Source organism: Plantibacter sp. VKM Ac-2876 (genome assembly GCF_015350715.1).
Taxonomy (GTDB): Bacteria; Actinomycetota; Actinomycetes; order Actinomycetales; family Microbacteriaceae; genus Plantibacter; species Plantibacter auratus.
Genome location: NZ_JADKSI010000003.1, coordinates 574,940 through 600,479 on the forward strand (window position 1 = coordinate 574,940; position 25,540 = coordinate 600,479).

Here is a 25,540-nt window from a genome sequence, read left to right on the forward strand (position 1 = left end):
GTTAACCACAACTTATGGTCGAGACTAGCAGATCGTCGGCCTCGCGTCACCGGTCGGGTGTCGCGAAATATTTCGTTAGCATGGGCAGAACTTCTCGCTGCAGAGACGGCCGTCCGGCCCGACAGGGAGGGATCGGAGGACTCGGATGAGTGACGACCCCGCGGTGCAGGCCGCTGGACCCGGTGCCGGTGGCGGGCGAGCGACCCTGTCGCGCATCGCCAGAGAGGCCTCCGTGTCGGTGTCGACCGCCTCGAAGGTGCTCAACGGGCGGCCGGGGGTGTCGCCGGACACCCGGGAGATCGTCGAGCGGCTGCTGGACCGCCACGGCTACAGTCGCCGCGGTGCGGAGCTCGCGCAGGGCTCGCTCATCGAGCTCGTCTTCGAGTACATCGACAGCTCCTGGTCGCTCGAGATCATCCGCGGTGTCGAGAAGGTCGCGCGCCAGCACGGCATGAGCGTCACCCTCACCGAGACGGGCGCCCGGCGTTCGACCGGCGAGGGCTGGGTCGAGAGCATCATCTCGCGGAAGCCGGTCGGGGTCATCCTCGTGTTCTCGGACATCGACCCGGCGTACCGGCGCCAGCTCCACACGCGCAACATCCCGGTCGTCGTGGTCGACCCGGCGGGGGACCCGGGCCCGGAGGTCGCTGCCATCGGCTCCACGAACTGGTCCGGTGGGATGGCTGCGACGCGCCACCTCATCGAGCTCGGTCACCGCAGGATCGGCCTGATCTCGGGACCGCAGGACCTCATGTGCTCGCGGGCGCGGGTCTCGGGCTACCGGTCCGCGCTCGAGGAAGCGGGGATCCCGCTCGACGAGAGCATCCTGCGCCGAGGGGAGTTCATCCCGGAGGCCGGACGCGTCCTGGCGCTCGAACTGCTGCAACTCGAGGACCGACCGACCGCGATCTTCGCCGGCAACGACATGCAGGCGTTCGGCGTCTACGAGGCGGCGCGCTCGCTCGGGATCTCGATCCCGGAGCAGCTGTCGGTCGTCGGGTACGACGACGTCCCGCCGGCCAAGTGGGTCGGCCCGGCCCTCACGACCATCCGGCAGCCGCTCATCGAGATGGCCGAGGAGGCCACCCGCCTGGTGTTGAAGCTGCGCTCTGAGACGGTCGACAACATCCGCCTCGACCTCGCCACCTCCCTCGTCGTCCGGGGTTCGACCGCAGCCCCGCCCACCCCCTAGCCCGCGAACTGTCACTCGCTGCTAGTCCGAGCGGCCGGGACTGTGTCGGAGTGACAGTTCGCGGGCAAAGGCGGGGATGGGCGGGCGCGAAAAGTTTCCAATGCGGGATGGGGAAGTTGCGGGCAGACAGGCGGCGGGGCTAGCTTCAGGGCACCGCAGCGAAGCGATCCGGAACCCCGGGGCCGCCGCTGCGCGAGCAGCTCGGGAGCGTTGCACATGGCGGGAAGCGGACGGCCGGAACTCCGGGTCGCGATGATCGGATACGGCTTCATGGGAGCCGCACACTCGCAGGCCTGGCGCACCGCACCGCGCTTCTTCGACCTCGACGCGGAACCGGTCATGGCGACGATCGTCGGCCGCAACGCCGATGCACTCGAGGCGGCCCGCGTGAAGTTCGGCTGGGAGTCGGCCTCGACGAACTGGCGAAGCGTCATCGCCGACCCGTCCATCGACATCGTCGACGTCTGCACGCCCGGCTCATCGCACGTCGAGATCGCGATCGCCGCCCTCGAAGCCGGCAAGCACGTCCTCTGCGAGAAGCCGCTCGCCAACAGCGTCGAGGAGGCGGAGCTGATGGTCGCCGCGGCCGAGGCGGCGAGGGCTCGCGGCGTCCGCTCCATGGTCGGCTTCAGCTACCGTCGGGTGCCCGCCATCGGCTACGCCCGCCAGCTCATCGCGGAGGGCGCGCTCGGGGACGTCCGCCAGATCCGCGCGCTCTACCTCCAGGATTGGCTGCGTGACGCCGAGGGTCCGATGACCTGGCGCCTCGACAAGGAGCAGGCCGGCTCCGGCTCGCTCGGCGACATCGGCGCTCACGCCATCGACCTCGTGCAGCACCTGACCGGTGCCCGACTCGACACCGTCAGCGGGACGCTCGCCACCTTCGTCACCGAGCGACCGCTCCTCGGCGAGACCGTCGGCCTGAGCGGGACCGCCTCGGAGGAACGCGGCGCGGTCACCGTCGACGACGCCGCCTGGTTCACCGCGAAGCTCACGGGCGGACTCGCGGACGGCGCGATCGGTGCCTTCGAGGCCACCCGCTACGCGACCGGCCGGAAGAACGCGCTTCGCATCGAGCTGAGCGGCTCGCGCGGAGCCATCGCCTTCGACCTCGAGCGGATGAACGAGCTCGAGGTCTACGACGCCACTGCTCCCGCCGGCAAGCAGGGCTTCACGCGCATCGTCGTCACCGAGCCGGAGCACCCGTACATGGCCGCCTGGTGGCCGACCGGCCACGGTATCGGCTACGAGCACCCGTTCTCGCACCAGGTGCGCGACCTCGTCCAGGCCATCACCGCCGGCACCGACCCTGAGCCGTCCTTCGCCGAGGGGCTGCAGGTCCAGCGGGTCCTGCGCGCCGTCGAGTCGAGCGCCGCGAACGGCAGCGCCTGGACGCCCACCGACTGATCCGTCCCCATCGCACCATCAGCAGCAGCACCCACCAAGGAGAGAACGCAATGACGCTTCGTACTTCATCCCGCCGTCGGACCCGACTGGCCGCAGTCGCCCTCGGCGTCTCGGCCCTCATGCTCGGCGCGACCGCCTGCTCCAGCGGCGGCGGCGCCCCGAGTGGCAGTGCCACCCTCTGGGGCCTCACCGGCACCGACGAGGACACCGTCCTCGGCCCGTCGCTCAAGGAGTGGAACGGCGCCAACGCCGACGGCCAGATCGCCGCGACCTACTTCCAGAACGACGCCTACAAGACCAAGATCCGCACGGCGGTCGGCGCGGGCAGCGCCCCGACCATCATCTACAGCTGGGCGGGCGGCACCCTGAACTCCTACGTGGACGCCGGCAAGGTCGCCGACATCACCTCGGAGACCGCGGACGCCAAGGGCAAGTTCCTCGAGTCCGTCTGGAACCAGGGCGTCATCGACGACAAGGTCTACGCGGTGCCGATGAACGCCACCACGCCGATCATGTTCTATTACAACAAGGACGTCCTGAAGGCCGCCGGCGTCGAGGTCCCGACGAACTTCGACGAGATCGTCGACGCCATCCCCAAGCTCAAGGCCGCGGGCGTGGCCCCGTTCTCGCTCGCCGGTGCCTCCAAGTGGCCGTCGCTCATGTGGGAGGAGTACCTCGTCGACCGCGTCGCCGGCCCCGAGGCCTTCAACAAGATCATGGCCGGTGAGGCCGACGCGTGGAGCGACCCCGGCATCATCGAGGCGAACGAGAAGATCCAGGAGCTCGTGAAGGCCGGCGCGTTCGTCGACGGCTACGCCTCGGTCACCGCCGACAGCAACGCCGACGTCGCCCTGCTCTACACGGGCAAGGCCGCGATGATGCTCCAGGGCGCCTGGGTCATGACGACCTTCAAGCAGCAGGCGGCCGAGTTCGCCGAGAAGGGTCTCGGCTACACGACCTTCCCCGCCGTCACCGGTGGCAAGGGCGACCCGTCGAACATCGTCGGCAACCCGTCCGGCTACTTCTCCATCTCCGCCTCGGCGACGAAGGAGCAGAAGGCCAGCGCGCTGAAGTACCTCACCGAGGGTGTGTTCGACAAGGGCTACATCGACCGCATGGTGAAGGCCGGCCAGGTGCCGCCCATCACCGACATCGACGCGGAGATCGCGGACGCCGGCGGCGACTTCGGCACGACCGTCTACGACCTGACGAAGAACGCCAAGAACTTCCAGATGTCGTGGGACCAGGCGCTCCCGCCGGCACAGGCGACCGCGCTGCTGACGAACCTCGACCAGCTGTTCAACCTGCAGATCACCCCGCAGGAGTTCTCCGACAACATGAACAAGACGATCGGACAGTGATCTCCCGATGACCGTCACCCGTCCATTGAACGGGGCCCGAGGGGCCGGTGCGGCAGCGATGCGCCGCCGCACCGGCCCCAGCGGCTGGATGGTCGCGCCGGCGCTGGGCTTCTTCCTCGTCTTCGCGATCATCCCGCTCATCGTCGCCCTGTACCTGAGCTTCACCCGCTGGGATGCGATCACCGACCCCGCGTGGGTCGGCCTCGACAACTGGGCCTCCGTCCTCGTCGACCCGGTCGCGATCGACGCCCTCGTCCTGACCCTCAAGGTCATCGTGATCTCGTGGATCGTCCAGACTCCGATCAGCCTGCTGCTCGGGACGTGGACCGCCGGCAAGCAGCGCAACCGGGCCGTCCTCGGCGCGATCTTCTTCCTGCCGCTCCTGCTGTCGTCGGCGGCGACCGCCATCGCGTTCAAGGCGATCCTCGACCCGAACTTCGGCCTGTCTGCGTCGCTCGGCATCCCGTTCCTCAAGCAGGACTGGCTCGGCAACCAGCAGCTCGTGCTGTTCGTCGTGATCTTCATCATCGCGTGGCAGTTCGTGCCCTTCCACACGCTCCTGTTCCAGGGTGGCGTGCGGCAGATCCCGGCGTCCCTCTACGAGGCGGCCGAGATCGACGGGGCTGGGACCGTCAAGCAGTTCTTCCACATCACGCTCCCGCAGCTGCGATACACGCTCGTGACGTCGTCCACGCTCATGATCATCGGTTCGCTCACCTACTTCGACGTGATCTTCGTGCTCACCGGCGGCGTTCCGAGCGCCGGCACCCGCATCCTCCCGATCCTCATGTACGTGACGGGCTTCTCCGCGAGCCAGTTCGGGCAGGCGAGCGTCATGGCGATCATCCTGGCCGTCATCGGTCTCGCCATCGCCCTGCTGCTCACCAAGCTGAGCGGCTTCGCCAAGATGGACAGTCAGCAGGAGGGCCTCTGATGTCAGCGACCAACCCACTCACGAAGCCCGGTGCGCTCCCGACGGGAAGCCTCGACACGGTCAGCGTCTCGACGGCCGGCTCCAAGCGCGGACGCCCGGGCGAGCATGAGACGCGAGGCAGACGCCCCCGCGGTGCCCGCCGCAAGCCGAACATCATCGGCGGGATCGGCGCCTGGATCTGGCTGCTCATCATCGTGCTGCCGATCTACTACATCGTCATCACGAGCGTGCGCCCGCAGGCCGGGTTCTTCGCGAGCAACCAGCTCATCCCGCCGACCGACCCGACCCTCGACGGCTACGCACTCGTCCTGCAGAGCGACTTCTTCCTCTACCTCGGCAACAGCGTCATCATCACCGTCGCGAGCGTCGCCGTCACCGTGTTCGTCTGCCTCATGGCGTCGTACGCGATCGTGCGCACCAACTCCCGGTTCACGCGGGGAGCGTTCTCGTTCTTCCTGCTCGGCCTCGCGATCCCGCTGCAGGCGACGATCATCCCGCTGTTCTACATGCTCAGCAAGGCGGGACTCTACGACACCCTCCTGGCGCTGATCCTGCCGTCGATCGGCTTCGCGGTGCCCGTCACCGTGCTCATCCTGTCGAACTTCATCCGTGACATCCCCAAGGAGCTGTTCGAGTCGATGACCGTCGACGGGGCGTCGAGCTGGCGGACCCTCGTCTCGCTCGTCCTCCCGCTCGCCCGGCCGGCGATCGTCACGGTCGCGCTGTACAACGCGCTCAACGTGTGGAACGGATTCCTGTTCCCGCTCGTGCTCACGCAGTCGCCGAGCAACCGCGTGCTGCCGTTGTCGCTGTGGACGTTCCAGGGCTCGTTCAGCGTGAACGTGCCGGCCGTGCTCGCCGCCGTGGTGCTGTCGACCCTGCCGATCTTCATCCTGTACCTGTTCGGCCGACGCCAGTTGATCAGTGGCATGACCGCCGGCTTCAGCAAGTAGTGCTGATCGCGAGCCGACCAATGACCGAACCATCCCCTGAGAGGAACACATGACTGACAAGCAGGCGCTCGTGGTGCGAGGCGGCTGGGACGGGCACATGCCCGTCGAGACGACCGCGGCCTTCATCCCCTTCCTGGAGGCGAACGGGTTCACCGTCCGCGTCGAGGACGGGACCACCGTCTACACGGACACCGACTACCTCGACACGGTCGACCTCATCGTGCAGATCAACACGATGAACACCATCGAGCCGGAGGAGTTCGCCGGCCTGCAACGCGCCGTCCTGAACGGGACGGGCATGGCCGGTTGGCACGGCGGGATCGCGGACTCGTACCGCAACAACGCCGACTACCTCCACATGATCGGTGGCCAGTTCGCGCACCACGCCGGCAAGGACCCGGCCGAGCGGACGGGGGAGCAGTCCGACAACTACATCCCCTACACCGTCCACATCACCGAGTACGGCCGGACCCACCCCATCACGGAGGGGATCGAGGACTTCGACCTCGTCACCGAGCAGTACTGGGTGCTGAGCGACGAGTACAACGACGTCCTCGCGACGACGACGCAGGAGGTGCGGCCCTGGGACGCGTGGAACCGTCCCGTCACGGCGCCCGCCATCTGGACGCGCCAGTGGGGGAAGGGCAGGATCTTCGTGTCCGCACCCGGCCACCGCATCGAGATCGTCGAAGACCCGAACGTCCGCACCATCATCGAAAGGGGCCTGCTGTGGGCAGCACGCTGAACGGGATCGTCGAGGACCGGTGCGGAAACGCCGGCCGCGCCATGATCGAAAGGGGCCCGCTGTGGGCAGCACGCTGAACGGGGCATCGGAGACCGCCGGAGGATCCGTCCTCCGGGTCGGCGTCATCGGCGTCGGCAACATCTCGAAGCAGTACTTCGCCGAGTTCCCGAAGCTGCCGAACCTCGAGCTCGTCGTCGTCGCGGACCTCGACCTCGCCCGCGCCGCTGAGGTCGCCGCCGAACAGGGCGTGCGGTCGTCGAGCGTCGACGAGCTGCTCGCAGACCCCGAGGTCGACGTCGTCCTCAACCTGACCATCCCGGCTGCGCACGCCGAGGTCGCGCTCCGAGCCCTCGAGGCCGGCAAGCACGTCTACGGGGAGAAGCCCCTCGCGCTGTCGACCGCCGAGGCGCGACCGGTGCTCGAACTCGCGGCGGCGAAGGGACTCCGCGTCGGCAGCGCACCGGACACCGTCCTCGGGTCGGGCGTCCAGACGGCGCTCGCCGTGCTCGACAGCAGCGCCATCGGTCGGCCGATCGCGGCGGCGGTCGCCTGGAGCGCCCCGGGCCACGAGCTGTGGCACCCGGCGCCCGCGTTCTACTACCAGCCGGGTGGCGGGCCGCTCCTCGACATGGGGCCGTACTACCTGACGAGCCTCGTATCGTTCTTCGGCCCCGTCGTGCGGGTGTCGGGGGCGGTCGCGCGGTCGGATCGTGAGCGCTCTGTGGCGACGGGCGCGCTCGCCGGGACGCCGATCCCGGTGCACGAGGAGGTCGACACGCACGTCACCGCGATCCTCGAGCACGCGAACGGGGTGGTCTCGACCGTGACGGTCTCGTTCGAGGTGTGGGCGAGCCGCGTGCCGCTCTTCGAGGTCTACGGGACGGGCGGGACGGTCGCCGTGCCCGACCCGAACCGGTTCTCGGACCCGGTGGAGATCGCGACGGCCGACGACCGCACCTGGCGTGCCGTCCCCGACAGTGCCGGCTTCGTCGACGCCGGGCGCGGCGTGGGCCTGTCCGACCTGGCCGAGGCGATCGAGCAGGACCGACCGCATCGGGCCTCGGGCGACCTCGCGTTCCACGTGTTGGAGATCATGGAGGCGATCATCGTCGCCGGTCGTGAGCACCGCGTCGTGGAACTGACGAGCACCGTCGACCGCCCGGCACCGGTGCTGCAGCCCGCGACCGTCGCCTGACCCTCCTCCCACTGCCCGCGAACGGTCACTTCGGCACAGTTCCAGCCGCTCGGACCAGCGTCGAGTGACCGTTCGCGGGCAGGGGGAGGGTTAGCGGGCGACCGGGATGAGGCGGACGTCGGTGAGGGTGCCGTCTTCAACCCGAGCGGTCATCATCGTGCACTCCGGTTGACGTCGGCGGTCCGTCGGCGAGCCGGGGTTGAGCAGACGCAGACCAGCTGGCGAGACCGAGTCCCACGGGATGTGGCTGTGTCCGAAGACGAGGACGTCGGTTTCGGGGAAGGCCTCGTCGGCCCGTCGCTCGCGACCGGTCGCCGCCCCCGTCTCATGGACGACGGCGAACCGCAGCCCATCGACCTCGAAACGCGCGACCTCGGGGAGACGCGCGCGGAGTCCGGGGCCGTCGTTGTTGCCGAAGACGCCGACGAGGCGGGCGGCGCGGGCCTCGAGGGCGTCGAGGGTCGCCTCGTCGACCCAGTCACCCGCGTGGACGACGACGTCCGCTGCGTCGACGGCGGCCCAGACCGCGTCCGGCAGGACCTTCGCCCGCTTGGGCAGGTGGGTGTCGGCGAGGAGGAGCAGCGAGGTCGGCATGTTCCCACGGAAGCGGATCGCGCCGACCTCGTCAACCGGGTGGTGCTCCCGCGCCCGTCGACCTGCTCGGCGACCGGGCCGCGGACCGCCGTTCACGGATACTCCCGCAGGAGGGGCGACTAGGGTGATCCCATGCCCGCAACCGACCTTCGTTTCTCCGGGAGGATCGCCGGCTACGGCACCACGGGCGGCGTCCGCATCGTCCTCGGGCTCTGGTCCACCTCCCCGTTCGGCTCCTTCGCCGACGCGATGATCGAGGACTCCCGCGGCAAACGCCTGCTCCTCGCGCCGACGCAGGAGATCGCCGACTTCATCTCCTCCACGTATACCTTCGACGACGTCGAGATCGGCACCGTCGGCTGGACGCGCCTGCCGACGGGGCTCCGCTTCGTGGGCGGTCCGCTCGACACGACCCTCCGCATCGGCGGAAGCTCTCCGCTCGGTCGTGCGCTGCGGGTCGTCCCCAAACCCGTGGCGGTGAACCCCGTCTGGTTGCAGACGATCGACCCCCTCGCCCGCGTGCTCCAACCCGGCGCCCGGACGGCGGGCTCCGCCGGCAACGGTCGACGCGAGTACTACGGCGTGACCGGCGCTCGCCGCATCACCGCCGCCACCGCGAGCTGGTCCGGTGCGGACCTCGGCACCCTCGCCAGACTCGACCCGCCCGTGCGCTTCGGCTTCGGCTCCGCGCCGGCCGACCCGCACCTCGTCGACATCGTCACCACGGTCCGCCAGCCCGCGTGAGCTGCTCGGGGGTCGCGCGGCTCACCCGGTAGCCGGTGCGCGCGTCGCAGGAAGAGATCCGCTCGGTGGCAGAACGGCACTCAGCCGAACGTCCTGCTGCCGTGCCGATCTCCTGCTCCCGCGCCGCGGACCATCCAGACGTCGACCTCGTCCTCGCGTTCGAGCGTGAAGCCGTGGCGCTCGTAGAGGCGGCGGGCCGGGCTGCCCTGCAGGACGTTGAGACGGAACGGGCGCGGATCACCGTCATCGGCCAGGAGCCGCGCGAGCACCGCGGTGCCGAGGCCAGCGCCCTGGTGCTCGGGCGCCAGATAGAAGTGCTCCACCCACCGCTCGCAGGGTTCCGGACGGAGGGCGACCAGCCCGGCCGTGACGCCGTCGACCTCGATCACCGAGGTGTGTTCCGGTCGATATCCGTCGAGGAAGCGACGGCGCACGCGGGTCTCGTCGTAGCGACCGAGGCGGTCGAGGTCGGGCCGCATGACGACGGCGCGCAACTCGGCCATCCAGGTCGAGTCGTCGATGGTGGCGGGGCGGAGTGTCCAGGCGGCGGGCATCCGTCCAGTCAACCATCCACGGCTGGCGGCGGGTGAACCGGCGCGTGCCCGGATAGGGAACACTGGAGGGATCGAGCAGAGGGTGTGCGTGTGAGCGAGTCGACAGCGGTCGGGGCGGGTCCGGCGGGCGGATCCGGCATGGGGAGCGGACTCGACTCGGTGCGCCGTCGCAACCTCGGGCGGATCGTCGAGCTCGTGCACCAGGGCGGGGTGCAGTCGCGGTCGGCGCTCACGAAGGCGACCGGGCTCAACCGGTCCACGGTCGCCGCGCTCGTCACGGAACTCGCTTCGATCGGCATCGTCCTGGAGTCGGTCCCGGTCGGCGGGCAGGGTGTCGGCCGGCCGTCGCCGCTCGTCTCGGCCGGCCCGCGAGCCGTCGCCTTCGCGGCGAACCCGGAACTCGACGCGATCACGGTGGCGGCCGTGCGACTCGGCGGCGAGGTCCTCGAGCGCGTGCGTCGCGAGGTCGACACGACACCGACGGCTGCCGAGGCGACGGCGATCATCGCGGAGCTGGTCGCGGAACTCGCCGCCCGCCTGCCCGACGAAGCGCGCGGTGGCGGCGGGATCGGCCTGGCGATCCCCGGTCTCGTCCGGGACGCCGACGGGGTCGTCCGACTCGCACCGCACCTCGGGTGGGTCGACGAGCCCCTGGTCGAACGGCTGCGTGCCGCGACCGGTCGCACGGTGTTCGCGGCCAACGACGCGAGTCTCGGCGCACGGGCGGAGCGGACTTTCGGGGCTGGCCGCGGCATCGACGACCTCGTCTACCTGAACGGTGGCGCGAGCGGTATCGGTGGTGGCATCATCGCCGGTGGCCGACCCGTCGGTGGTGCGCGCGGGTACGCGGGGGAGTTCGGTCACACCTCGGCGACGGCCGCCGGCAACGCGCTCGAAGACGCCGTCCGACGCAGTGAGCTGCTCCACGTCGCCGGCCTCACCGCCGGGGACGACGCGGTCCTCGAAGCGGCGCTCGCCGAGGGCATCGCGGCCGATCCGGCCGGGGCGATGCGGGAGGAGGTCGTCCGGCAGGCCAGGACGCTCGGACGGGCGCTCGCCGGGACGGTGAACATCCTCGACCCCGAACTCGTCGTCCTCGGTGGGCATCTCGGGATCGTGCTCGAACTGGCGTCGGAGGATCTGCACGACGCGGTCCGTGAGCGGGCGCTCGTCCCGCCGTTCGAGGACGTCACGATCGTGCGTGCGGAACTCGGCCAGGACCTCCTGCTCATCGGTGCCGCGGAACTCGCCTTCGATCGACTCATCGCGGACCCCGCCGCCTGGTGATCGTCGCCCTGGGTGCTGTCGGCCTGGTGGTCAGCGCGGTGCGCTGACGCGAGACGTGCTCACCCGGCGTCAGCGCGGTGCGCTGACGCGAGATCGCCTGAGTCGGCTTGGGCGCGGCGCGTGGACTCGAGCGCGGGTCTCCAGAGGGGCGCGCTCACGCGTGTGACCCGCCCTCACGTCAGCGCACCGCGCTGGCTCCACCACCACACACGACCACCAGGGGTCAGAAGGCCGGGCGACCCGTCGACTTCCGTACGATGAGCTCGGGCTCGATCGTTCCGCGGTACCCGACGGCGTCGACCTCGAGGTTGCCGAGCAACCTCGCGACACAACGACGCCCCAGCTCGTCGAAGTCCTGCCGCACCGTCGTGAGCGGTGGCCAGAAGTGCGGCGCTTCCGGGATGTCGTCGAACCCCACGATCGACACGTCCCGGGGCACGTCGTACCCCTCGTCGCGGATCGCGTGGATGAGGCCGAGCGCCATCTGGTCGTTCGACGAGAAGATCGCCGTGAAGTCGCGCACCCGCATGAGTTCGATCCCGGCGCGATACCCGAAGTCGGCGGTCCAGTCTCCGAGGATCGGCGCGGTCGTCGGCACGTCCTGCGCGCTCATCTCGGCGAGGAACCCGTGCATGCGCGCCTCAGCCTCGATCCAGTCCTGCGGGCCGGCGAGGTGGTAGATGTTCCGATGCCCGAGCTCGATGAGGTGCCGCGTCGCCAACCGTCCACCGGCGACCTGGTCGACGCCGATCGAGTGGTCGTCGAGGTCGCCGCCGGACTGCACCGCGATGAACGGCACCCGCACCTGCAACTCCTCGATCGCCCGGAACACCCGGACCTGCGGTGCGATGACCACGATGCCGTCCACCGACTGCGCGAGCAGATGCTCGACGGCCGCGACGATCGACGCGTCGGAGACGTCGGGCAGGTTCGCCGTGCTGACGAGGTAGCCGGCGTCCTTGCTCGCGTTCTCGATCGCCTGGATCATGCTCGCCGGACCGTACTGCGACCGCTGGCTCGCGAGCACGCCGATGGTCCGCGACCGACTCGTCACGAGCGCCCTGGCCGCCCGGTTCGGACGGTAGTTGACCTCGTCCATGACGGCGAGGACGCGGTCGCGGGTGGAGTCGCGGATGCTCGGGTGGTTGTTGAGCACTCGCGAGACCGTCTGGTGGGAGACCCCGGCCAGGCGCGCGACATCACGGATATTGGGGGCTCGCCCCCGTTCGGCGTCGTCGCTCACGGATTCCTCGGACCTCGATGTGCACGGTCACATTTCGTGCTGCACCCATTATGCACACGCCTCAGGCCCCCGACGGATCGGGTCCCCCAGGGTGCGTGGAGCCACGGAGGGGTCCGCGACGGTACCGTTGGGGGATGGATACCGAAAGCGTCGCCCGCGTCATCGAAGCCACCGACTTCTCGGGCGTCGTGCTCGTCAAGCGCGGTGACGAGACGCTCTTCGAGGCCGCCCGAGGCCTCGCCTCGAGGGAGCGCGACGAGCCCATCACCCTCGACACCCGCTTCGACACGGCGTCCATCACGAAGCTCTTCACCGCCGCCGCCGTGCTCCAGCAGGTCGACGCCGGACACATCGACCTCGACGAGTCGATCCACGAGTACGTCGACCTCGACGGCACCACCATCCGCCGCGACGTCCAGCTGCTCCACCTGCTCACCCACACCTCCGGCATCGCCGACGACGCCGACGAGACCGCCGGCGAGAGCTACGACGACCTCTGGGCCGAGCGCCCGGCCTCGTCGATCCGCGAGACCGCCGACCTCCTGCCGCTCTTCGCCGACAAGGAGCCGCTCGCGGCCCCCGGCGAGGAGGCGAACTACGTCAACGCGGGCTACGTGCTGCTCGGGCTCGCCCTCGAGGGCGTGACGGGACTGCCCTACCGCCAGCTCATCGAGCAGCAGGTGTTCGCGTTGCTCGGCATGGACCACTCGGGCTTCGTCGACCGCCGGACGGGTGAGCCCGGCCTGGCCGAGGGCGGCGACGTCGACGACGACGGCGTCTGGCACTCGAACGCCGACGCGTTCCCACCGCTCGGCGGTCCGGACGCCGGTGCACAGTCCACCGCGGGCGACCTCATCACCTTCCTGCGCGCCGCCCGTGACGCGAAGATCCTCACCGCCGAGCTGACCGAGGAGTTCACCTCCCCGCAGATCGAGGTCGACGAGGAGATCTCCTACGGCTTCGGCTTCGAGTTCGACGTCGACGAGGACGGCCAAGTGCGATCGATGTACCTCGACGGTGTCAACCCCGGCGCGAGCGGCATCGTCCGCACCTATTTCGGCCCGACCGCCGCCGACGCCATCGACGTCGTCGTGCTGTCGAACTCCGAGGACGGCGCCTGGGACGTCATCCGCGCGATCGACGCCGAACTCTAGGCGTCCACTGGGATCGCCCGGGCACCTCCCCGGGTTTCGGCCACGCCGATCGGGGCGTACCTGCGCCCCCGGCACGTGCCCGCACGGGCGCACTGAGAGCGCGACCATGCCCCGACAGTCGCCGGTTATGAAAATGAGACCCATCCCGACTTGACATCAGGTGGAGGTCTGGGGCTATCGTGTGACACACAATGTGAACGGTCACATTCGGAGTGACGAGGAAGTCGACGTGGGAACGAAGCGCAATGGAGCGAGCAGGTCGGCGATGAGCCGCCTCCCGATCCACGGCACCGATCGATCCGACCGCAGCTCTCTCTCGGCCCGGCGCTCCGCCGGCCACCTCTCCCTGCACCCTCGCCGGCACCACGACGAGGCGTCCGCACCCGCACCCGCGAACGCCACGTAGCCGATGAGCGGCCTCGATGAGCTGGACACATCGATGCCGACAGACCTGCGCATGACAATGACGTCCAAGCAACTCCCTAGGGAAGGAACCACACAGTGAAGAAGAGAATGCTCCTCGCCACGCTGGCCGCAGGCACGATGGTCGTGTCGCTCGCCGGCTGCTCCGGCGGCGCAAGCGGCGGATCGGGCGGCGGCGAAGGCGACGGCAAGCTCGTCGGCGTCGCGATGCCCACCAAGAGCTCCGAGCGCTGGATCCAGGACGGCAACGCCGTCAAGGAGCAGCTGGAGAAGGAGGGCTTCAAGGTCGACCTGCAGTACGCCGAGGACGACATCCCCACCCAGGTCTCGCAGATCGAGAACATGATCACCAAGGGCGCCTCCGTCCTGATCATCGCCTCGATCGACGGCACCACGCTCACGAGCGTGCTGCAGGAGGCCAAGGACGGCGACATCCCCGTCATCGCCTACGACCGCCTGATCCGCGACAGCGAGAACGTCGACTACTACGCGTCGTTCGACAACTACAAGGTCGGCGTGCAGCAGGCCAACTCGGTCCTCAACGGCCTCGGCCTCGTCGACCTCGAGGGCAAGCCCACCGAGGGCGCACCCGCCGGTCCGTTCAACATCGAGATGTTCGCCGGCTCGCCCGACGACAACAACGCCACGTTCTTCTGGGACGGCGCTCAGGACACCCTGAAGCCGTTCATCGACGCGGGCACCCTCAAGGTCGCCAGTGGCCAGACCTCCTTCGAGCAGGCTGCAACGCTCCGTTGGGACGGTGAGACCGCGCAGAAGCGTATGGAGAACATCCTCACGTCGACCTACTCCGACGGCAGCAAGGTCAACGCGGTCCTGTCGCCCTACGACGGCATCTCGCGAGGCATCATCTCGGCGCTGACCGACGCCGGCTACTCGGTGGGCGACGGCTGGCCCGTCATCTCCGGCCAGGACGCCGAGCTCGACTCGGTCAAGGCCATCGAGTCCGGCGAGCAGTACGCGACCATCTTCAAGGACACCCGCCAGCTGGCGAGCGAAGCCGTCAAGATGGCCGTCGCCGTGCTGAACGGTGAGAAGCCCGAGGTCAACAACACCGAGGACTACGACAACGGCAAGAAGGTCGTCCCGTCCTTCCTCCTCGAGTCGCAGATCGTCGTCAAGGACAACATCCAGGAGGTCCTCGTGGACTCCGGTTACTGGACCGAAGACGAGATCAAGGGCTAGTCAGTCCTGCAACACCCCTTTCGACAGGCTCAGGGAACGGAATCACTTCCGATCCCTGAGCCTGTCGGGGGGCCCGGTTCAACGACGATCACCTGTAAGGAGACACGGTGTCAGGCGAGACCACGAGCATCCTCGAGATGCGCAACATCATCAAGACCTTCCCCGGCGTCAAGGCCCTCTCGAACGTCACGCTCGATGTGCAGCGCGGTACCGTGCACGCCATCTGCGGTGAGAACGGCGCCGGCAAGTCGACGCTCATGAAGGTGTTGTCCGGCGTCTACCCGTTCGGCACCTACGAGGGCGACATCGTCTTCGAGGGCGAGACGATGGAGTTCAAGGACATCCGCGACTCGGAGTCCAAGGGCATCGTCATCATCCACCAGGAGCTGGCCCTCAGCCCCTACCTCTCCATCGCGGAGAACATCTTCCTCAACAACGAGCTGAAGGGGCCGCTCGGCCTCATCGACTGGAACCGCACCAACCAGGAGGCGGCAGCACTGCTCGCCCGGGTCGGTCTGCGGGAGAACCCGACGACCAAGATCCTCGAGATCGGCGTCGGCAAGCAGCAGCTCGTCGAGATCGCGAAGGCCCTCTCGAAGCGCGTGAAGCTCCTCATCCTCGACGAGCCGACGGCCGCGCTGAACGACGAGGACTCCGACCACCTGCTCGACCTGATCCTGCACCTCAAGGAGCAGGGGATCACGTCGATCATCATCAGCCACAAGCTCAACGAGATCAAGAAGGTCGCCGACACCGTCACCGTCATCCGCGACGGCAAGACGATCGAGACGATCGTGAAGAACGACGTCACCGAAGAGCGCATCATCAAGGACATGGTCGGCCGCGACCTCGAGCACCGCTACCCGGACCACACGCCGAACATCGGCGAGGAGATCCTGCGCGTCGAGGACTGGACCGCCCACCACCCGCAGGACCCGACCCGCGTGATGGTGGACGCCGTCAACCTCAACGTCCGCGCCGGTGAGATCGTCGGCATCGCCGGCCTCATGGGCGCCGGGCGCACCGAGTTCGCGATGAGCCTGTTCGGACAGTCGTACGGCAGCCGCATCAGCGGCAAGGTCTTCAAGAACGGCACCGAGATCCGCACCCGCACGGTGTCCGAGGCGATCGACAACGGCCTCGCGTACGCCACGGAGGACCGCAAGTACTACGGCCTCAACCTCATCGAGGACATCAAGCGGAACATCTCGATGGCCTCGCTGAAGAAGCTCGAACGCGGCGGACTCGTCAACGACAACGAGGAGTACAAGGTCGCCGAGGAGTACCGGAAGAGCATGAACATCAAGGCTCCGAACGTGCTCGCGAAGACCGGGAAGCTCTCGGGCGGCAACCAGCAGAAGGTCGTCCTCTCGAAGTGGATCTACTCCGACCCCGACGTCCTCATCCTCGATGAGCCCACCCGTGGCATCGACGTCGGTGCGAAGTACGAGATCTACACGATCATCAACCGCCTCGCCGCCGAGGGGAAGGGCGTCATCGTCATCTCCTCCGAGCTCCCCGAGCTCATCGGCATCTGCGACCGCATCTACGCCCTCAGCGAGGGCCGCATCACCGGCGAACTGCCGATCGAGGAAGCGAACCCCGAAGCGCTCCTCAAACTCATGACCATGGAGAAGCCCCGCTGACGCGGGCGCGGACGGATCGAAGGAGAACCGCAATGTCCGATCTGGACACCAAACCCACCGTCCCGGCAGGCGACGGTACCGCCGCCGGCGGCCTCGTCAACCCGGCCACCAACCGCTTCACGAGCTGGCTGACCCACATCCTCAGCGACCTCGGCAAGAACGGCATCTTCATCGCCCTCCTGCTCGTCGTCGTGTTCTTCGCCGTCATCACCGACGGCATCCTGCTGCGGCCGCAGAACATCTCCAATTTGATCGTGCAGAACGGGTACATCCTCGTCCTCGCGATCGGCATGGTGATGGTCATCATCGCCGGCCACATCGACCTGTCGGTCGGTTCCGTCGCGGCCTTCGTCGGTGCGGTCTCCGGTGTGTTCGCCGTGCAGATGCAGATGCCGTGGTGGATCGCGGTCATCCTGTCGCTCGCCATCGGCGCGCTCGTCGGTGTCTGGCAGGGCTTCTGGATCGCCTACGTCGGGATCCCGGCGTTCATCGTGACACTGGCCGGCATGCTCATCTTCCGCGGCCTCGCGCTCGTGGTCCTCGGCAACGCCAACATCGGTTCCTTCCCGGCGGAGTACCGCGCGCTCGGCAACGGCTTCCTGAACGACGTGTTCGGTGACTTCCCGATCGACCCGCTCACGCTCGGGATCGGCGTCATCGCCGTCGTCGGCCTCGTCGTGCAGCAGGTCCGGACGCGCCTCGGCCGTCAGAAGTACGGTCAGGAGACCGAGCCCTTCCCGTGGTTCGTCGCCAAGCTCGTCCTCATCATCGCGGGCATCGGCTTCTTCGTGTACGCCCTCGCCGCGTACAAGGGCATCCCGGTCACGCTCATCGTGCTGGCCGTCCTCGTGCTCGTCTACGGCATCGTGATGAACCGCTCGGTCTTCGGCCGCCACATCTACGCGATCGGTGGCAACCGTCACGCCGCGGAGCTGTCCGGCATCAAGACCCGCAAGGTCGACTTCTTCCTGTTCGTCAACATGGGCTTCCTCGCGGCGCTCGCGGGCCTCATCTTCACGGCCCGCCTGAACCTCGCCGGTCCGAAGGCCGGTGACGGCTTCGAGCTCGAGGCGATCTCCGCTGCCTTCATCGGTGGAGCCGCGGTGCAGGGTGGCGTCGGTACCATCGGCGGCGCGATCATCGGTGGTCTCATCATCGGTGTGCTGAACAACGGTATGTCGATCATCGGCCTCGGCATCGAGTGGCAGCAGGCCGTCAAGGGCCTCGTGCTGCTGCTGGCGGTCGCGTTCGACGTCTACAACAAGCGCCGCAGCGGCGGACGCTGATCCCGAGGTCCGCGACAGCGGAACCCGGATCGATCCGACGCATGGACATCCACCACGGAGGCGAGAGCACCGGCGACCTGGCCGGTGCCCTCGCCTCCGTGCGTGGTGGCGAGGCGACCGCTGAGCGCGAGTCCTCGTCGGTCCCGCCGGCGCTCGCGATCCTGCGGGACGGCACGCCGCTGCTCGAGGTGCCCTTCGGCACGGTGCACGCCGTGCTCGGACCGGTCTCCACGCTCCGGCACCTGATCGCGCGATTGTCCGGGACGTCTCCCGGAACGCGTGGCGCGGCCAGGGCGTCCGGCTCCGAGACGGTGCTCGTCGCCGGCAAACCGGCGCGGTTGTCGTCCCGGGCCGCGTCGAGCGCCTCCGGGGTGGCCGTCGTGACGGCCGGGCAGGCCATCAGCTGGTCGCAGACCATCGGCGAGAACGTCCTGCTCGGGTCCGAGCGTGTGGCGGGCCTGCGGGAGACGGTCACGCGGTTCCTCCGAGGACCTTCCGGCGACCGGACGTCCGTGGGGCGGAGCGATGCCGCGCGGATCCACCGTGCCCTGAGTGTCGTCGGGCTCGACCGGTCGTCCGCGGACTCCGCCGGTGCCCTGTCGGTCGTGGAGCGTCGGCTCGTGGAGCTGGCCCGGGCGGTCGCCGCTGAGGCGTCGCTCATCGTGATCGACGACAGCGGCCCCGCCCTTCGAGCGGACGAGGTCGAGCGCTGGCGGCAGGCGATGGTCGAGGTGGCCCGAGCTCCTCGAACCGCTGCCCCTGCACCCGGCGTCCTGCTCGCGACCGGGGCCGTCACCGGGCTCGCACGGGTCGCCTCGACGGCGACCGTACTCGCCGTCGGCGGTGCCCCGCCGCCCTCGATCCGGCTGTCGGCCGTCGACGGTGCAGGCGAGGTGCTCGAAGCATTGGCCGCCGGGCTGGGCGGCGTCGACGCGTTCCATCCGGTTGCCGGCGGATCATCGACGTCGGACGGTGCCTCGGTGATCGCGTCATCGGTGACGGCTGCCGGCCTCACCGTCGAACACTGGACCGCGAGCCACCCGGCGGACCCCGAGCGGATCGTCGTCGACGACCTGTCCTTCGCCTGTGCGCCGGGGGAGGTGCTCGGGCTGTTCGGTCCGCCCGACTCCGGTGCCGGGGAGGTACTGCTGAGCGTCTTCGGGCGGTCGTACGGCGCACGGACCCGCGGCACGGTCGCGCTCGACGGTGCGGCGGTCGACGTCTCGACGACGGAGCTGGCGCGCGCCTCGGGTGTCCTGTACACGACCGAGCATCCGATCCGCTTCGACCTCTCCTTCCTCGGCGGGGTGCCGTCGAGCGTCTCCCCGGACGCCCTCACGAGGATGGTCAGGCTCGGCGTGGCCGACCCGCGCCGCGACTACCGGGCGACCACCGTGCCGAGCGGCCTGGTCGCCGCGATCCCCGGCGCACACCGTGGGCCGGACGCCGACCAGTTCACCGAGTCGCTCCGGATCATCGCGGACACGGGGGCGCGCGCCGTGCTGCTCGCCGAACCGTTCGGTGCGACGGGCGCCCCCGGCTCCGAGGACGGACGTCGGCGGGCTGAGCGGTGCGCCCTGATCCGATCACTAGCGGCGTCCGGCCGGGCGGTCGTCGTCTCGAGCGAGGACCCGGCGGCGCTCGCGGCCGTCTGCGACCGGGTCGTCGCCGTCCGCGCGGGCCGGATCGTGGGGACCGTGGGCGCTGCTGACGCGCCGGATTCCGAGCGTCTCGACGCACGCGCCGTCATCGAGGCGATGGGTGGTCTCGCATGAGTCGTGATCGCATCGTCCCGTCCATGGCCACGGCAATATACAACGTTGTACACTTGAGCGCGGCACAGCCTCATCCACCCGAACGAGCAGCCGTCCCCACCCGCTTGCACCACAGCATCGCGAATCAACCGAGCACCAGATCGACGAAGGAGTCCCACCGGTGAACACCGAGCAGAACCCGGCCGCCAGCGCCCCCGAGCAGGCGACAGCCACGCACGCCGAGACCTACACGATCGGCGTCGACTTCGGCACGCTGTCCGGCCGAGCCGTCGTCGTGCGTGTGTCCGACGGCGCCGAACTCGGGTCGGCGGTGCTCGACTACCCGCACGCCGTCATGGACCGCGAGCTCGCCTCGACCGGCGCCGCGCTGCCGCCCGACTGGGCGCTGCAGGTGCCGGCCGACTACGTCGCCGTCATGCAGTCCGCCGTGCCGCGCGCCGTCGAGGCCGCCGGGATCGACCCCGCCGCCGTCATCGGCATCGGCACCGACTTCACCGCCTGCACCATGGTCCCCGTCATCGCCGACGGGACGCCGCTCAACGAGCTGCCCGAGTACGCCGACCGCCCGCACGCCTACGTGAAGCTGTGGAAGCACCACTCCGCGCAGCCGCAGGCCGACCGCATCAACGAGCTCGCCGCCGAGCGGGGCGAGTCCTGGCTGCCGCGCTACGGCGGGCTCATCTCGAGCGAGTGGGAGTTCGCCAAGGGCCTCCAGCTCCTCGAGGAGGACCCCGAACTCTACGAGCGCATGGACCACTGGGTCGAGGCGGCCGACTGGATCATCTGGCAGCTCACCGGCACCTACGTGCGCAACGCCTGCACCGCCGGCTACAAGGGCATCTACCAGGACGGCGCCTACCCGAGCCACGAGTTCCTCGCGGCGCTCAACCCCGCGTTCGAGCGCTTCGCCGACGACAAGGTCGCGCACGAGATCGGTGAACTGGGCGCCGCCGCCGGCACCCTGTCGGCCGAGGCCGCTGGGTGGACCGGTCTCCGTGAGGGCATCGCGGTCGCGGTCGGGAACGTCGACGCGCACGTCGCGGCACCCGCGGCGCAGGCCGTCTCGCCCGGCCAGATGGTCGCGATCATGGGCACCTCCACCTGCCACGTCATGAACGGCGACGTCCTCCGCGAGGTCCCCGGCATGTGCGGCGTCGTCGACGGCGGCATCATCGCCGGCCTCTACGGCTACGAGGCCGGGCAGTCGGGCGTCGGCGACATCTTCGCCTGGTACGTCGCGAACCAGGTCCCCGCCCGGTACACCGAGGAGGCTGCGGCGCGTGGTGTCAGCATCCACGAGTACCTCACCTCGCTCATCCAGGACCAGCCCGTCGGCGCGCACGGGCTCGTCGCCCTCGACTGGCACTCGGGCAACCGCTCGGTCCTCGTCGACCACGAGCTCTCCGGCACCGTCCTCGGCCTGACGCTCACCACCCGCACCGAGGAGGTCTACCGCGCGCTGTTCGAGGCGACCGCCTTCGGCACCAGGAAGATCGTCGAGACGTTCAACGCCTCGGGCGTCCCCGTCACCGAGTTCATCGTCGCCGGCGGTCTGCAGCGGAACCCCTTCCTCATGCAGACGTACTCCGACATCCTCCGCCTGCCGATCTCCATCACGGCGAGCGACCAGGGGCCGGCGCTCGGCTCGGCCATCCACGCCGCCGTCGCCGCCGGGGCCTACCCGGACGTCCCGGCCGCCAGCGCCGCGATGGGCAAGGTGAACCGCGCCGTCTACACGCCGAACGAGGCAGCCGCCGACGCGTACGACCTGCTCTACGCGGAGTACGCGACGCTGCACGACTACTTCGGTCGTGGCGCCAACGACGTCATGAAGCGCCTGAAGCGCATCCGCCGAGCCGCCCTCGGTGGCGGCGTCGACAGCCTGCCGACCGACACCGAGACCACCGCCCTCGAAGGAGCAACCGCGTGAACACCTACTCACCCGAGATCGAGGTCGCGATCGCGCGCGTCCGGTCCGACGTCGCCAAGCTGCACGGCGAGCTCGTCCGGTACGGGCTCGTCATCTGGACCGGCGGCAACGTCTCCGGTCGGGTGCCGGGAGCCGACCTCTTCGTCATCAAGCCCTCCGGCGTCGACTACGACGACCTCGCACCCGAGAACATGATCCTCTGCGACCTCGACGGCAACGTCATCCCGGGCACGCCCGGTGCTGAGCGGTCGCCGTCGAGCGACACCGCGGCACACGCGTACGTCTACCGGCATATGCCCGAGGTCGGCGGCGTCGTGCACACCCACTCCACCTACGCGGTGGCCTGGGCGGCACGCGCCGAGCCCATCCCGTGCGTCATCACGGCGATGGCGGACGAGTTCGGCGGGGAGGTCCCGGTCGGTCCGTTCTCGATCATCGGCGACGACTCGATCGGACGCGGCATCGTCGAGACGCTCACCGGTCACCGGTCGCGCGCGGTACTCATGCAGAACCACGGGCCGTTCACGATCGGGAAGGACGCCCGCGACGCCGTGAAGGCCGCGGTCATGGTCGAGGACGTCGCCCGCACCGTGCACATCTCGCGTCAGCTCGGCGAGCCGAAGCCCATGCCGACCGAGGCGATCGACGCCCTGTTCGACCGCTACCAGAACGTCTACGGCCAGGCGCCGCAGGGCGCGCTCTAACCAGAACGACCTCCGGTCCGATCCCGGTCCCTGAGCTTGTCGAAGGGCCGGGACCGCACACCACCACAGACCAGAAAGAACCCACCAATGCCGAAGCCCACCACCACGCTCGACCACTACACCGTCTGGTTCCTCACCGGCAGCCAGAACCTGTACGGCGAGGAGACCCTCCGTCAGGTCGCCGAGCAGTCCCAGGCCATCGCCGCCGAGCTCGGCGCCGCCGCCGACGTCCCCGTGCGGATCGAGTGGAAGCCCGTCCTCAAGGACTCCGAGTCGATCCGTCGCGCGATGCTCGACGCGAACGCCGACGACAGCGTCATCGGTCTCGTCACCTGGATGCACACCTTCAGCCCGGCCAAGATGTGGATCGCCGGCCTCGACGCGCTGCAGAAGCCGCTGCTCCACCTCCACACGCAGGCGAACGTCGAGCTGCCGTGGTCGGAGATCGACTTCGACTTCATGAACCTCAACCAGGCCGCGCACGGCGACCGCGAGTTCGGGTACATCCAGACGCGTCTGGGCGTCGCTCGCAAGACGGTCGTCGGCCACGTCTCCGACCCGCGCGTCCAGCGTGAGGTCGGCACCTGGCAGCGTGCCGCCGCGGGTTGGGCGGCCACGCATGAGCTCAAGCTCGCACGCTTCGGCGACAACATGCGCTACGTCGCCGTCACCGAGGGCGACAAGACCGAGGCCGAGCTCCGCTTCGGTGTGCAGGTCAACACGTGGAGCGTCAACGAGCTCGCCGAGGCCGTGCACGCGTCGACGGACGCCGACATCGACGCCCTCGTCGCCGAGTACGAGGAGCTGTACGACGTCGTCCCCGAGCTGCGGAAGGGTGGCGAGCGGCACGAGTCGCTCCGCTACGGCGCCGCGATCGAGCTGGGCCTGCGCTCCTTCCTCGAGGCCGGCGACTTCGCCGCGTTCACGACGAGCTTCGAGGACCTCGGCGAGCTGCGTCAGCTGCCGGGCCTCGCCGTCCAGCGCCTCATGGCCGACGGCTACGGCTTCGGTGCGGAGGGCGACTGGAAGACCGCCGTCCTCGTGCGCGCCGCGTCCGTCATGGGTGCCGGCCTCCCCGGTGGCGCGTCGCTCATGGAGGACTACACGTACCACATGGAGCCCGGCAACGAGCTCATCCTCGGTGCGCACATGCTCGAGGTCAGTCCGACGCTCTCCTCGGCTCGTGCGACCCTCGAGGTGCACCCGCTCGGTATCGGCGGCAAGGAGGACCCGGTGCGCCTGGTCTTCACGGCCGACTCCGGCCCCGCCGTGGTCGTCGCGATGAGCGACATGCGCGACCGCTTCCGGCTGACGGCGAACGTCGTCGAGGTCGTCCAGCCCATCGAGGCCCTGCCGAAGCTGCCCGTCGGGCGCGCCGTGTGGAAGCCGGCTCCGGACTTCGCGACCTCGGCCGCCGCCTGGCTCACCGCCGGTGCCGCGCACCACACCGTCATGTCGACCGCGGTCGGGGTCGAGGTGTTCGCCGACTTCGCGGAGATCGCCAAGACCGAGCTCCTCGTGATCGACGAGTCGACCACGACGCGCGACTTCCAGCGCGAGGTGCGCTGGAACAACGCGTACTACCGCCTCGCCCAGGGGTTCTAGCCCCGGGACGATCCGACCGAGACGGCCTCCCGCCGACCAGCGGGAGGCCGTCTCGCGTCGTGGTGTCGTCGATCGTGCGGTGCGACGACGGTGGTTGCTAGCCTGAGGCGACGCGCCGGGGGTGGCGCGCTGAGCGACGGGGGTCGACCGATGACGGATGTCTTCACGCAGACGGAGCAGCAGGAGCCGGGCGACGAGGGGTCGGCCGAGCCGACGAGGCTCGGGTGGAAGCTCGCGATCGGTGGGACCGTCCTCGTCGCCGGTGTCGGAGCGGTCCTCGCGATCGTCGCGGCGACGGGCGGGTTCACCGCCGCCGACCCAGCGGCCGCCGAGCGGGCGATGGAACGGTGCATCGCGGAGCGGGCGAGCACCATCATCGACGTCGGCGACCGCACCCCGGCCGAGGCCGCCGCCGAGGGATGTGCGCTCGATGCCGAGTCGGACACCTTCCTCGACGAGTACGGCGACTGACCCGTACCCCGTCCGGGCGCGTTCGGGCGCGCTACCGGAGCCCGATGATCGTGCCGACGACGAACAGCCCGAGCGCGCTCCACATGAGGATGTCGTCGACGCTCATCCGGACGCTGAGGCGCCGACCACGGGTGCTGACGCGGCCGGCCGCCGCGGTCGAGGCCGGCTCGTCCGCCTTCGCGCTCCGTCGGTCGCCTCGGGTCTCCCGCCACCGGGCCCAGCGTTCGACGCGGTCGTCCACGGCGTCGACGGCGGCGGCGATGTCCTGCCAATCGTCGACTTTCGTCGTGACGAGGTCGTCGCTGGTCACGAGCAGGAGCCAGTCGTCGACGATCTCCACGTCGAAGCCGCGCACGTGGTCGAGCAGTCGCGCCATCACGTCGGGCGTGAACAGGTAGAGGGCATCGGCCTCGTAGCCGATCGGGCAGTAGAGGTGGAAGTGTCGGTCGAAGCCGCCCTCGAGGCTGAGCCGTTGCGCATCGGCCGGGGCGCCGGCGCCAGTCATCCCTCGGCGGCGGCCGTCCTGGGCGCGGAGCAGGATGTGGGGGAGGGCGACGGGCATCCGGAGCGCGCAGTAGCCGCCGAAGGGGGCCGCGAGGTTCTTGCGGTTGCCCATGACCTCATAGTTGGCGATCTCGATGCCACGCGGCTCCCGGCTCCGGAGGACTCGGTGGAGGTTCACCGACCCGCGGCTCCGCCAGGGCATGTCGCGCTGGAGGGCGATGGGACCGACGCGGTAGTCGAACCCGTTGGCCTCGGCGAAGGTGGCGAGGCGGAGGTGCGTGCGCCGCAGGGTCCTGCGTGACCAGACCCGGATCGTCATGCGGACGAGGATCACGGCGAGGAGGATCATGACCACCACGAGCGTGCCCATGCCGAAGGCGATCCCTCCGGCGTTCCTGCCGCCTTGAGCGTAGGCGAGCAGGCCGACCAGGCCGAAGAAGAAGATGCCGAACAGTCCACCGATCGCGCCGAGGGTGGTGGTGAGCCGTCTGATTCGCCCGATGCGATCGCGGGCGCCGGGGTCCTCCCCGACGAAGGCTCGCCACTGCTCTCGAACCTCGTGACGGGGAAGCGGCCGGGTGAGCGCACTCGTGTCGAGTGGTTCGGGAAGCGCCTGCACGCCCTCCAGCC

22 protein-coding genes are annotated in these 25,540 nt (G+C 69.4%); 18 read left to right on the forward strand and 4 right to left on the reverse strand.

The features are described 5' to 3' along the window. Window positions 1-145 precede the first annotated feature (145 nt). From ITJ62_RS15265 to ITJ62_RS15295, 7 genes are all read left to right on the forward strand, one after another. Window positions 146-1,192 carry a LacI family DNA-binding transcriptional regulator gene (locus ITJ62_RS15265; RefSeq protein ID WP_194603851.1) on the forward strand — a complete coding sequence of 349 codons (1,047 nt, stop codon included), beginning with the start codon at window positions 146-148 and terminating at the stop codon, window positions 1,190-1,192. Window positions 1,193-1,408: 216 nt separating this feature from the next. After that, a complete protein-coding gene (locus tag ITJ62_RS15270) occupies window positions 1,409-2,599 on the forward strand; it encodes a Gfo/Idh/MocA family protein (protein WP_228498525.1) in 1,191 nt (396 codons plus the stop codon). A 50-nt stretch (window positions 2,600-2,649) separates the two neighbouring features. Next, on the forward strand, window positions 2,650-3,960 hold the full coding sequence (locus ITJ62_RS15275) for an extracellular solute-binding protein (protein ID WP_124769989.1): 1,311 nt from the start codon (window positions 2,650-2,652) through the stop codon (window positions 3,958-3,960). Window positions 3,961-3,967: 7 nt separating this feature from the next. Further along, window positions 3,968-4,894, forward strand: a complete 927-nt coding sequence (locus tag ITJ62_RS15280) for a carbohydrate ABC transporter permease (protein ID WP_071258845.1) — start codon at window positions 3,968-3,970, stop codon at window positions 4,892-4,894. Then, the gene (locus tag ITJ62_RS15285) at window positions 4,894-5,847 is read left to right on the forward strand and encodes a carbohydrate ABC transporter permease (protein WP_194603854.1); all 954 of its coding nucleotides are present in this window, start codon (window positions 4,894-4,896) and stop codon (window positions 5,845-5,847) included. Before ITJ62_RS15280 ends, ITJ62_RS15285 begins: the two co-directional genes overlap by 1 nt. A 49-nt stretch (window positions 5,848-5,896) precedes the next feature. Then, complete coding sequence (locus ITJ62_RS15290; protein WP_064295003.1) at window positions 5,897-6,592, forward strand: ThuA domain-containing protein; 696 nt, start codon at window positions 5,897-5,899, stop codon at window positions 6,590-6,592. A gap of 61 nt (window positions 6,593-6,653) precedes the next feature. Next, window positions 6,654-7,787 (forward strand): Gfo/Idh/MocA family protein, encoded by a 1,134-nt coding sequence (locus tag ITJ62_RS15295; RefSeq protein ID WP_370581947.1) that lies wholly within the window; start codon window positions 6,654-6,656, stop codon window positions 7,785-7,787. A gap of 90 nt (window positions 7,788-7,877) precedes the next feature. On the opposite strand, the gene ITJ62_RS15300 is transcribed toward ITJ62_RS15295, so the two are convergent. Then, window positions 7,878-8,381, reverse strand: coding sequence for a metallophosphoesterase (locus ITJ62_RS15300; RefSeq protein ID WP_194603858.1), 504 nt, complete (start codon window positions 8,379-8,381; stop codon window positions 7,878-7,880). 132 nt (window positions 8,382-8,513) lie between these two features. Here ITJ62_RS15300 and ITJ62_RS15305 point away from each other — a divergent pair, with 132 nt between their 5' ends. Beyond that, a complete protein-coding gene (locus tag ITJ62_RS15305) occupies window positions 8,514-9,125 on the forward strand; it encodes a hypothetical protein (RefSeq protein WP_064295001.1) in 612 nt (203 codons plus the stop codon). An 80-nt stretch (window positions 9,126-9,205) separates the two neighbouring features. Here the strand turns inward: ITJ62_RS15305 and ITJ62_RS15310 are convergent, their stop codons facing one another. Continuing rightward, window positions 9,206-9,679 (reverse strand): GNAT family N-acetyltransferase, encoded by a 474-nt coding sequence (locus ITJ62_RS15310; RefSeq protein WP_194603861.1) that lies wholly within the window; start codon window positions 9,677-9,679, stop codon window positions 9,206-9,208. 90 nt (window positions 9,680-9,769) lie between these two features. Here ITJ62_RS15310 and ITJ62_RS15315 point away from each other — a divergent pair, with 90 nt between their 5' ends. Then, window positions 9,770-10,966 (forward strand): ROK family protein, encoded by a 1,197-nt coding sequence (locus ITJ62_RS15315; protein ID WP_370581948.1) that lies wholly within the window; start codon window positions 9,770-9,772, stop codon window positions 10,964-10,966. A 223-nt stretch (window positions 10,967-11,189) separates the two neighbouring features. Here the strand turns inward: ITJ62_RS15315 and ITJ62_RS15320 are convergent, their stop codons facing one another. After that, window positions 11,190-12,209 carry a LacI family DNA-binding transcriptional regulator gene (locus ITJ62_RS15320; protein ID WP_064294998.1) on the reverse strand — a complete coding sequence of 340 codons (1,020 nt, stop codon included), beginning with the start codon at window positions 12,207-12,209 and terminating at the stop codon, window positions 11,190-11,192. A 134-nt stretch (window positions 12,210-12,343) separates the two neighbouring features. On the opposite strand from ITJ62_RS15320, the gene ITJ62_RS15325 reads away from it, so the two are divergent. The 9 genes from ITJ62_RS15325 to ITJ62_RS15365 all read left to right on the forward strand — a co-directional run bounded on the left by ITJ62_RS15325 (window position 12,344) and on the right by ITJ62_RS15365 (window position 24,406). Beyond that, the gene (locus ITJ62_RS15325) at window positions 12,344-13,363 is read left to right on the forward strand and encodes a serine hydrolase (RefSeq protein WP_194603864.1); all 1,020 of its coding nucleotides are present in this window, start codon (window positions 12,344-12,346) and stop codon (window positions 13,361-13,363) included. A gap of 513 nt (window positions 13,364-13,876) precedes the next feature. Then, window positions 13,877-14,989 (forward strand): multiple monosaccharide ABC transporter substrate-binding protein, encoded by a 1,113-nt coding sequence (gene chvE, locus ITJ62_RS15330; RefSeq protein WP_079706775.1) that lies wholly within the window; start codon window positions 13,877-13,879, stop codon window positions 14,987-14,989. Between the two features lie 137 nt (window positions 14,990-15,126). Further along, on the forward strand, window positions 15,127-16,635 hold the full coding sequence (gene mmsA, locus ITJ62_RS15335) for a multiple monosaccharide ABC transporter ATP-binding protein (protein ID WP_064295024.1): 1,509 nt from the start codon (window positions 15,127-15,129) through the stop codon (window positions 16,633-16,635). Between the two features lie 32 nt (window positions 16,636-16,667). Beyond that, on the forward strand, window positions 16,668-17,921 hold the full coding sequence (mmsB, locus tag ITJ62_RS15340) for a multiple monosaccharide ABC transporter permease (RefSeq protein ID WP_064294995.1): 1,254 nt from the start codon (window positions 16,668-16,670) through the stop codon (window positions 17,919-17,921). A gap of 41 nt (window positions 17,922-17,962) precedes the next feature. Next, the gene (locus tag ITJ62_RS15345; protein WP_194603867.1) at window positions 17,963-19,696 is read left to right on the forward strand and encodes a hypothetical protein; all 1,734 of its coding nucleotides are present in this window, start codon (window positions 17,963-17,965) and stop codon (window positions 19,694-19,696) included. A 232-nt stretch (window positions 19,697-19,928) separates the two neighbouring features. Next, a complete protein-coding gene (araB, locus tag ITJ62_RS15350) occupies window positions 19,929-21,626 on the forward strand; it encodes a ribulokinase (protein ID WP_370581971.1) in 1,698 nt (565 codons plus the stop codon). Next, on the forward strand, window positions 21,623-22,330 hold the full coding sequence (locus ITJ62_RS15355) for an L-ribulose-5-phosphate 4-epimerase (RefSeq protein WP_138945110.1): 708 nt from the start codon (window positions 21,623-21,625) through the stop codon (window positions 22,328-22,330). Before araB ends, ITJ62_RS15355 begins: the two co-directional genes overlap by 4 nt. 87 nt (window positions 22,331-22,417) lie before the next feature. Then, window positions 22,418-23,935, forward strand: coding sequence for an L-arabinose isomerase (gene araA / locus ITJ62_RS15360; protein WP_056014267.1), 1,518 nt, complete (start codon window positions 22,418-22,420; stop codon window positions 23,933-23,935). 150 nt (window positions 23,936-24,085) lie between these two features. Next, entirely contained in the window at window positions 24,086-24,406 is a 321-nt protein-coding gene (locus ITJ62_RS15365; protein ID WP_194603870.1) for a hypothetical protein, read from the forward strand. 31 nt (window positions 24,407-24,437) lie between these two features. Here the strand turns inward: ITJ62_RS15365 and ITJ62_RS15370 are convergent, their stop codons facing one another. After that, entirely contained in the window at window positions 24,438-25,529 is a 1,092-nt protein-coding gene (locus ITJ62_RS15370) for a hypothetical protein (protein ID WP_194603873.1), read from the reverse strand. Window positions 25,530-25,540 lie beyond the last annotated feature (11 nt).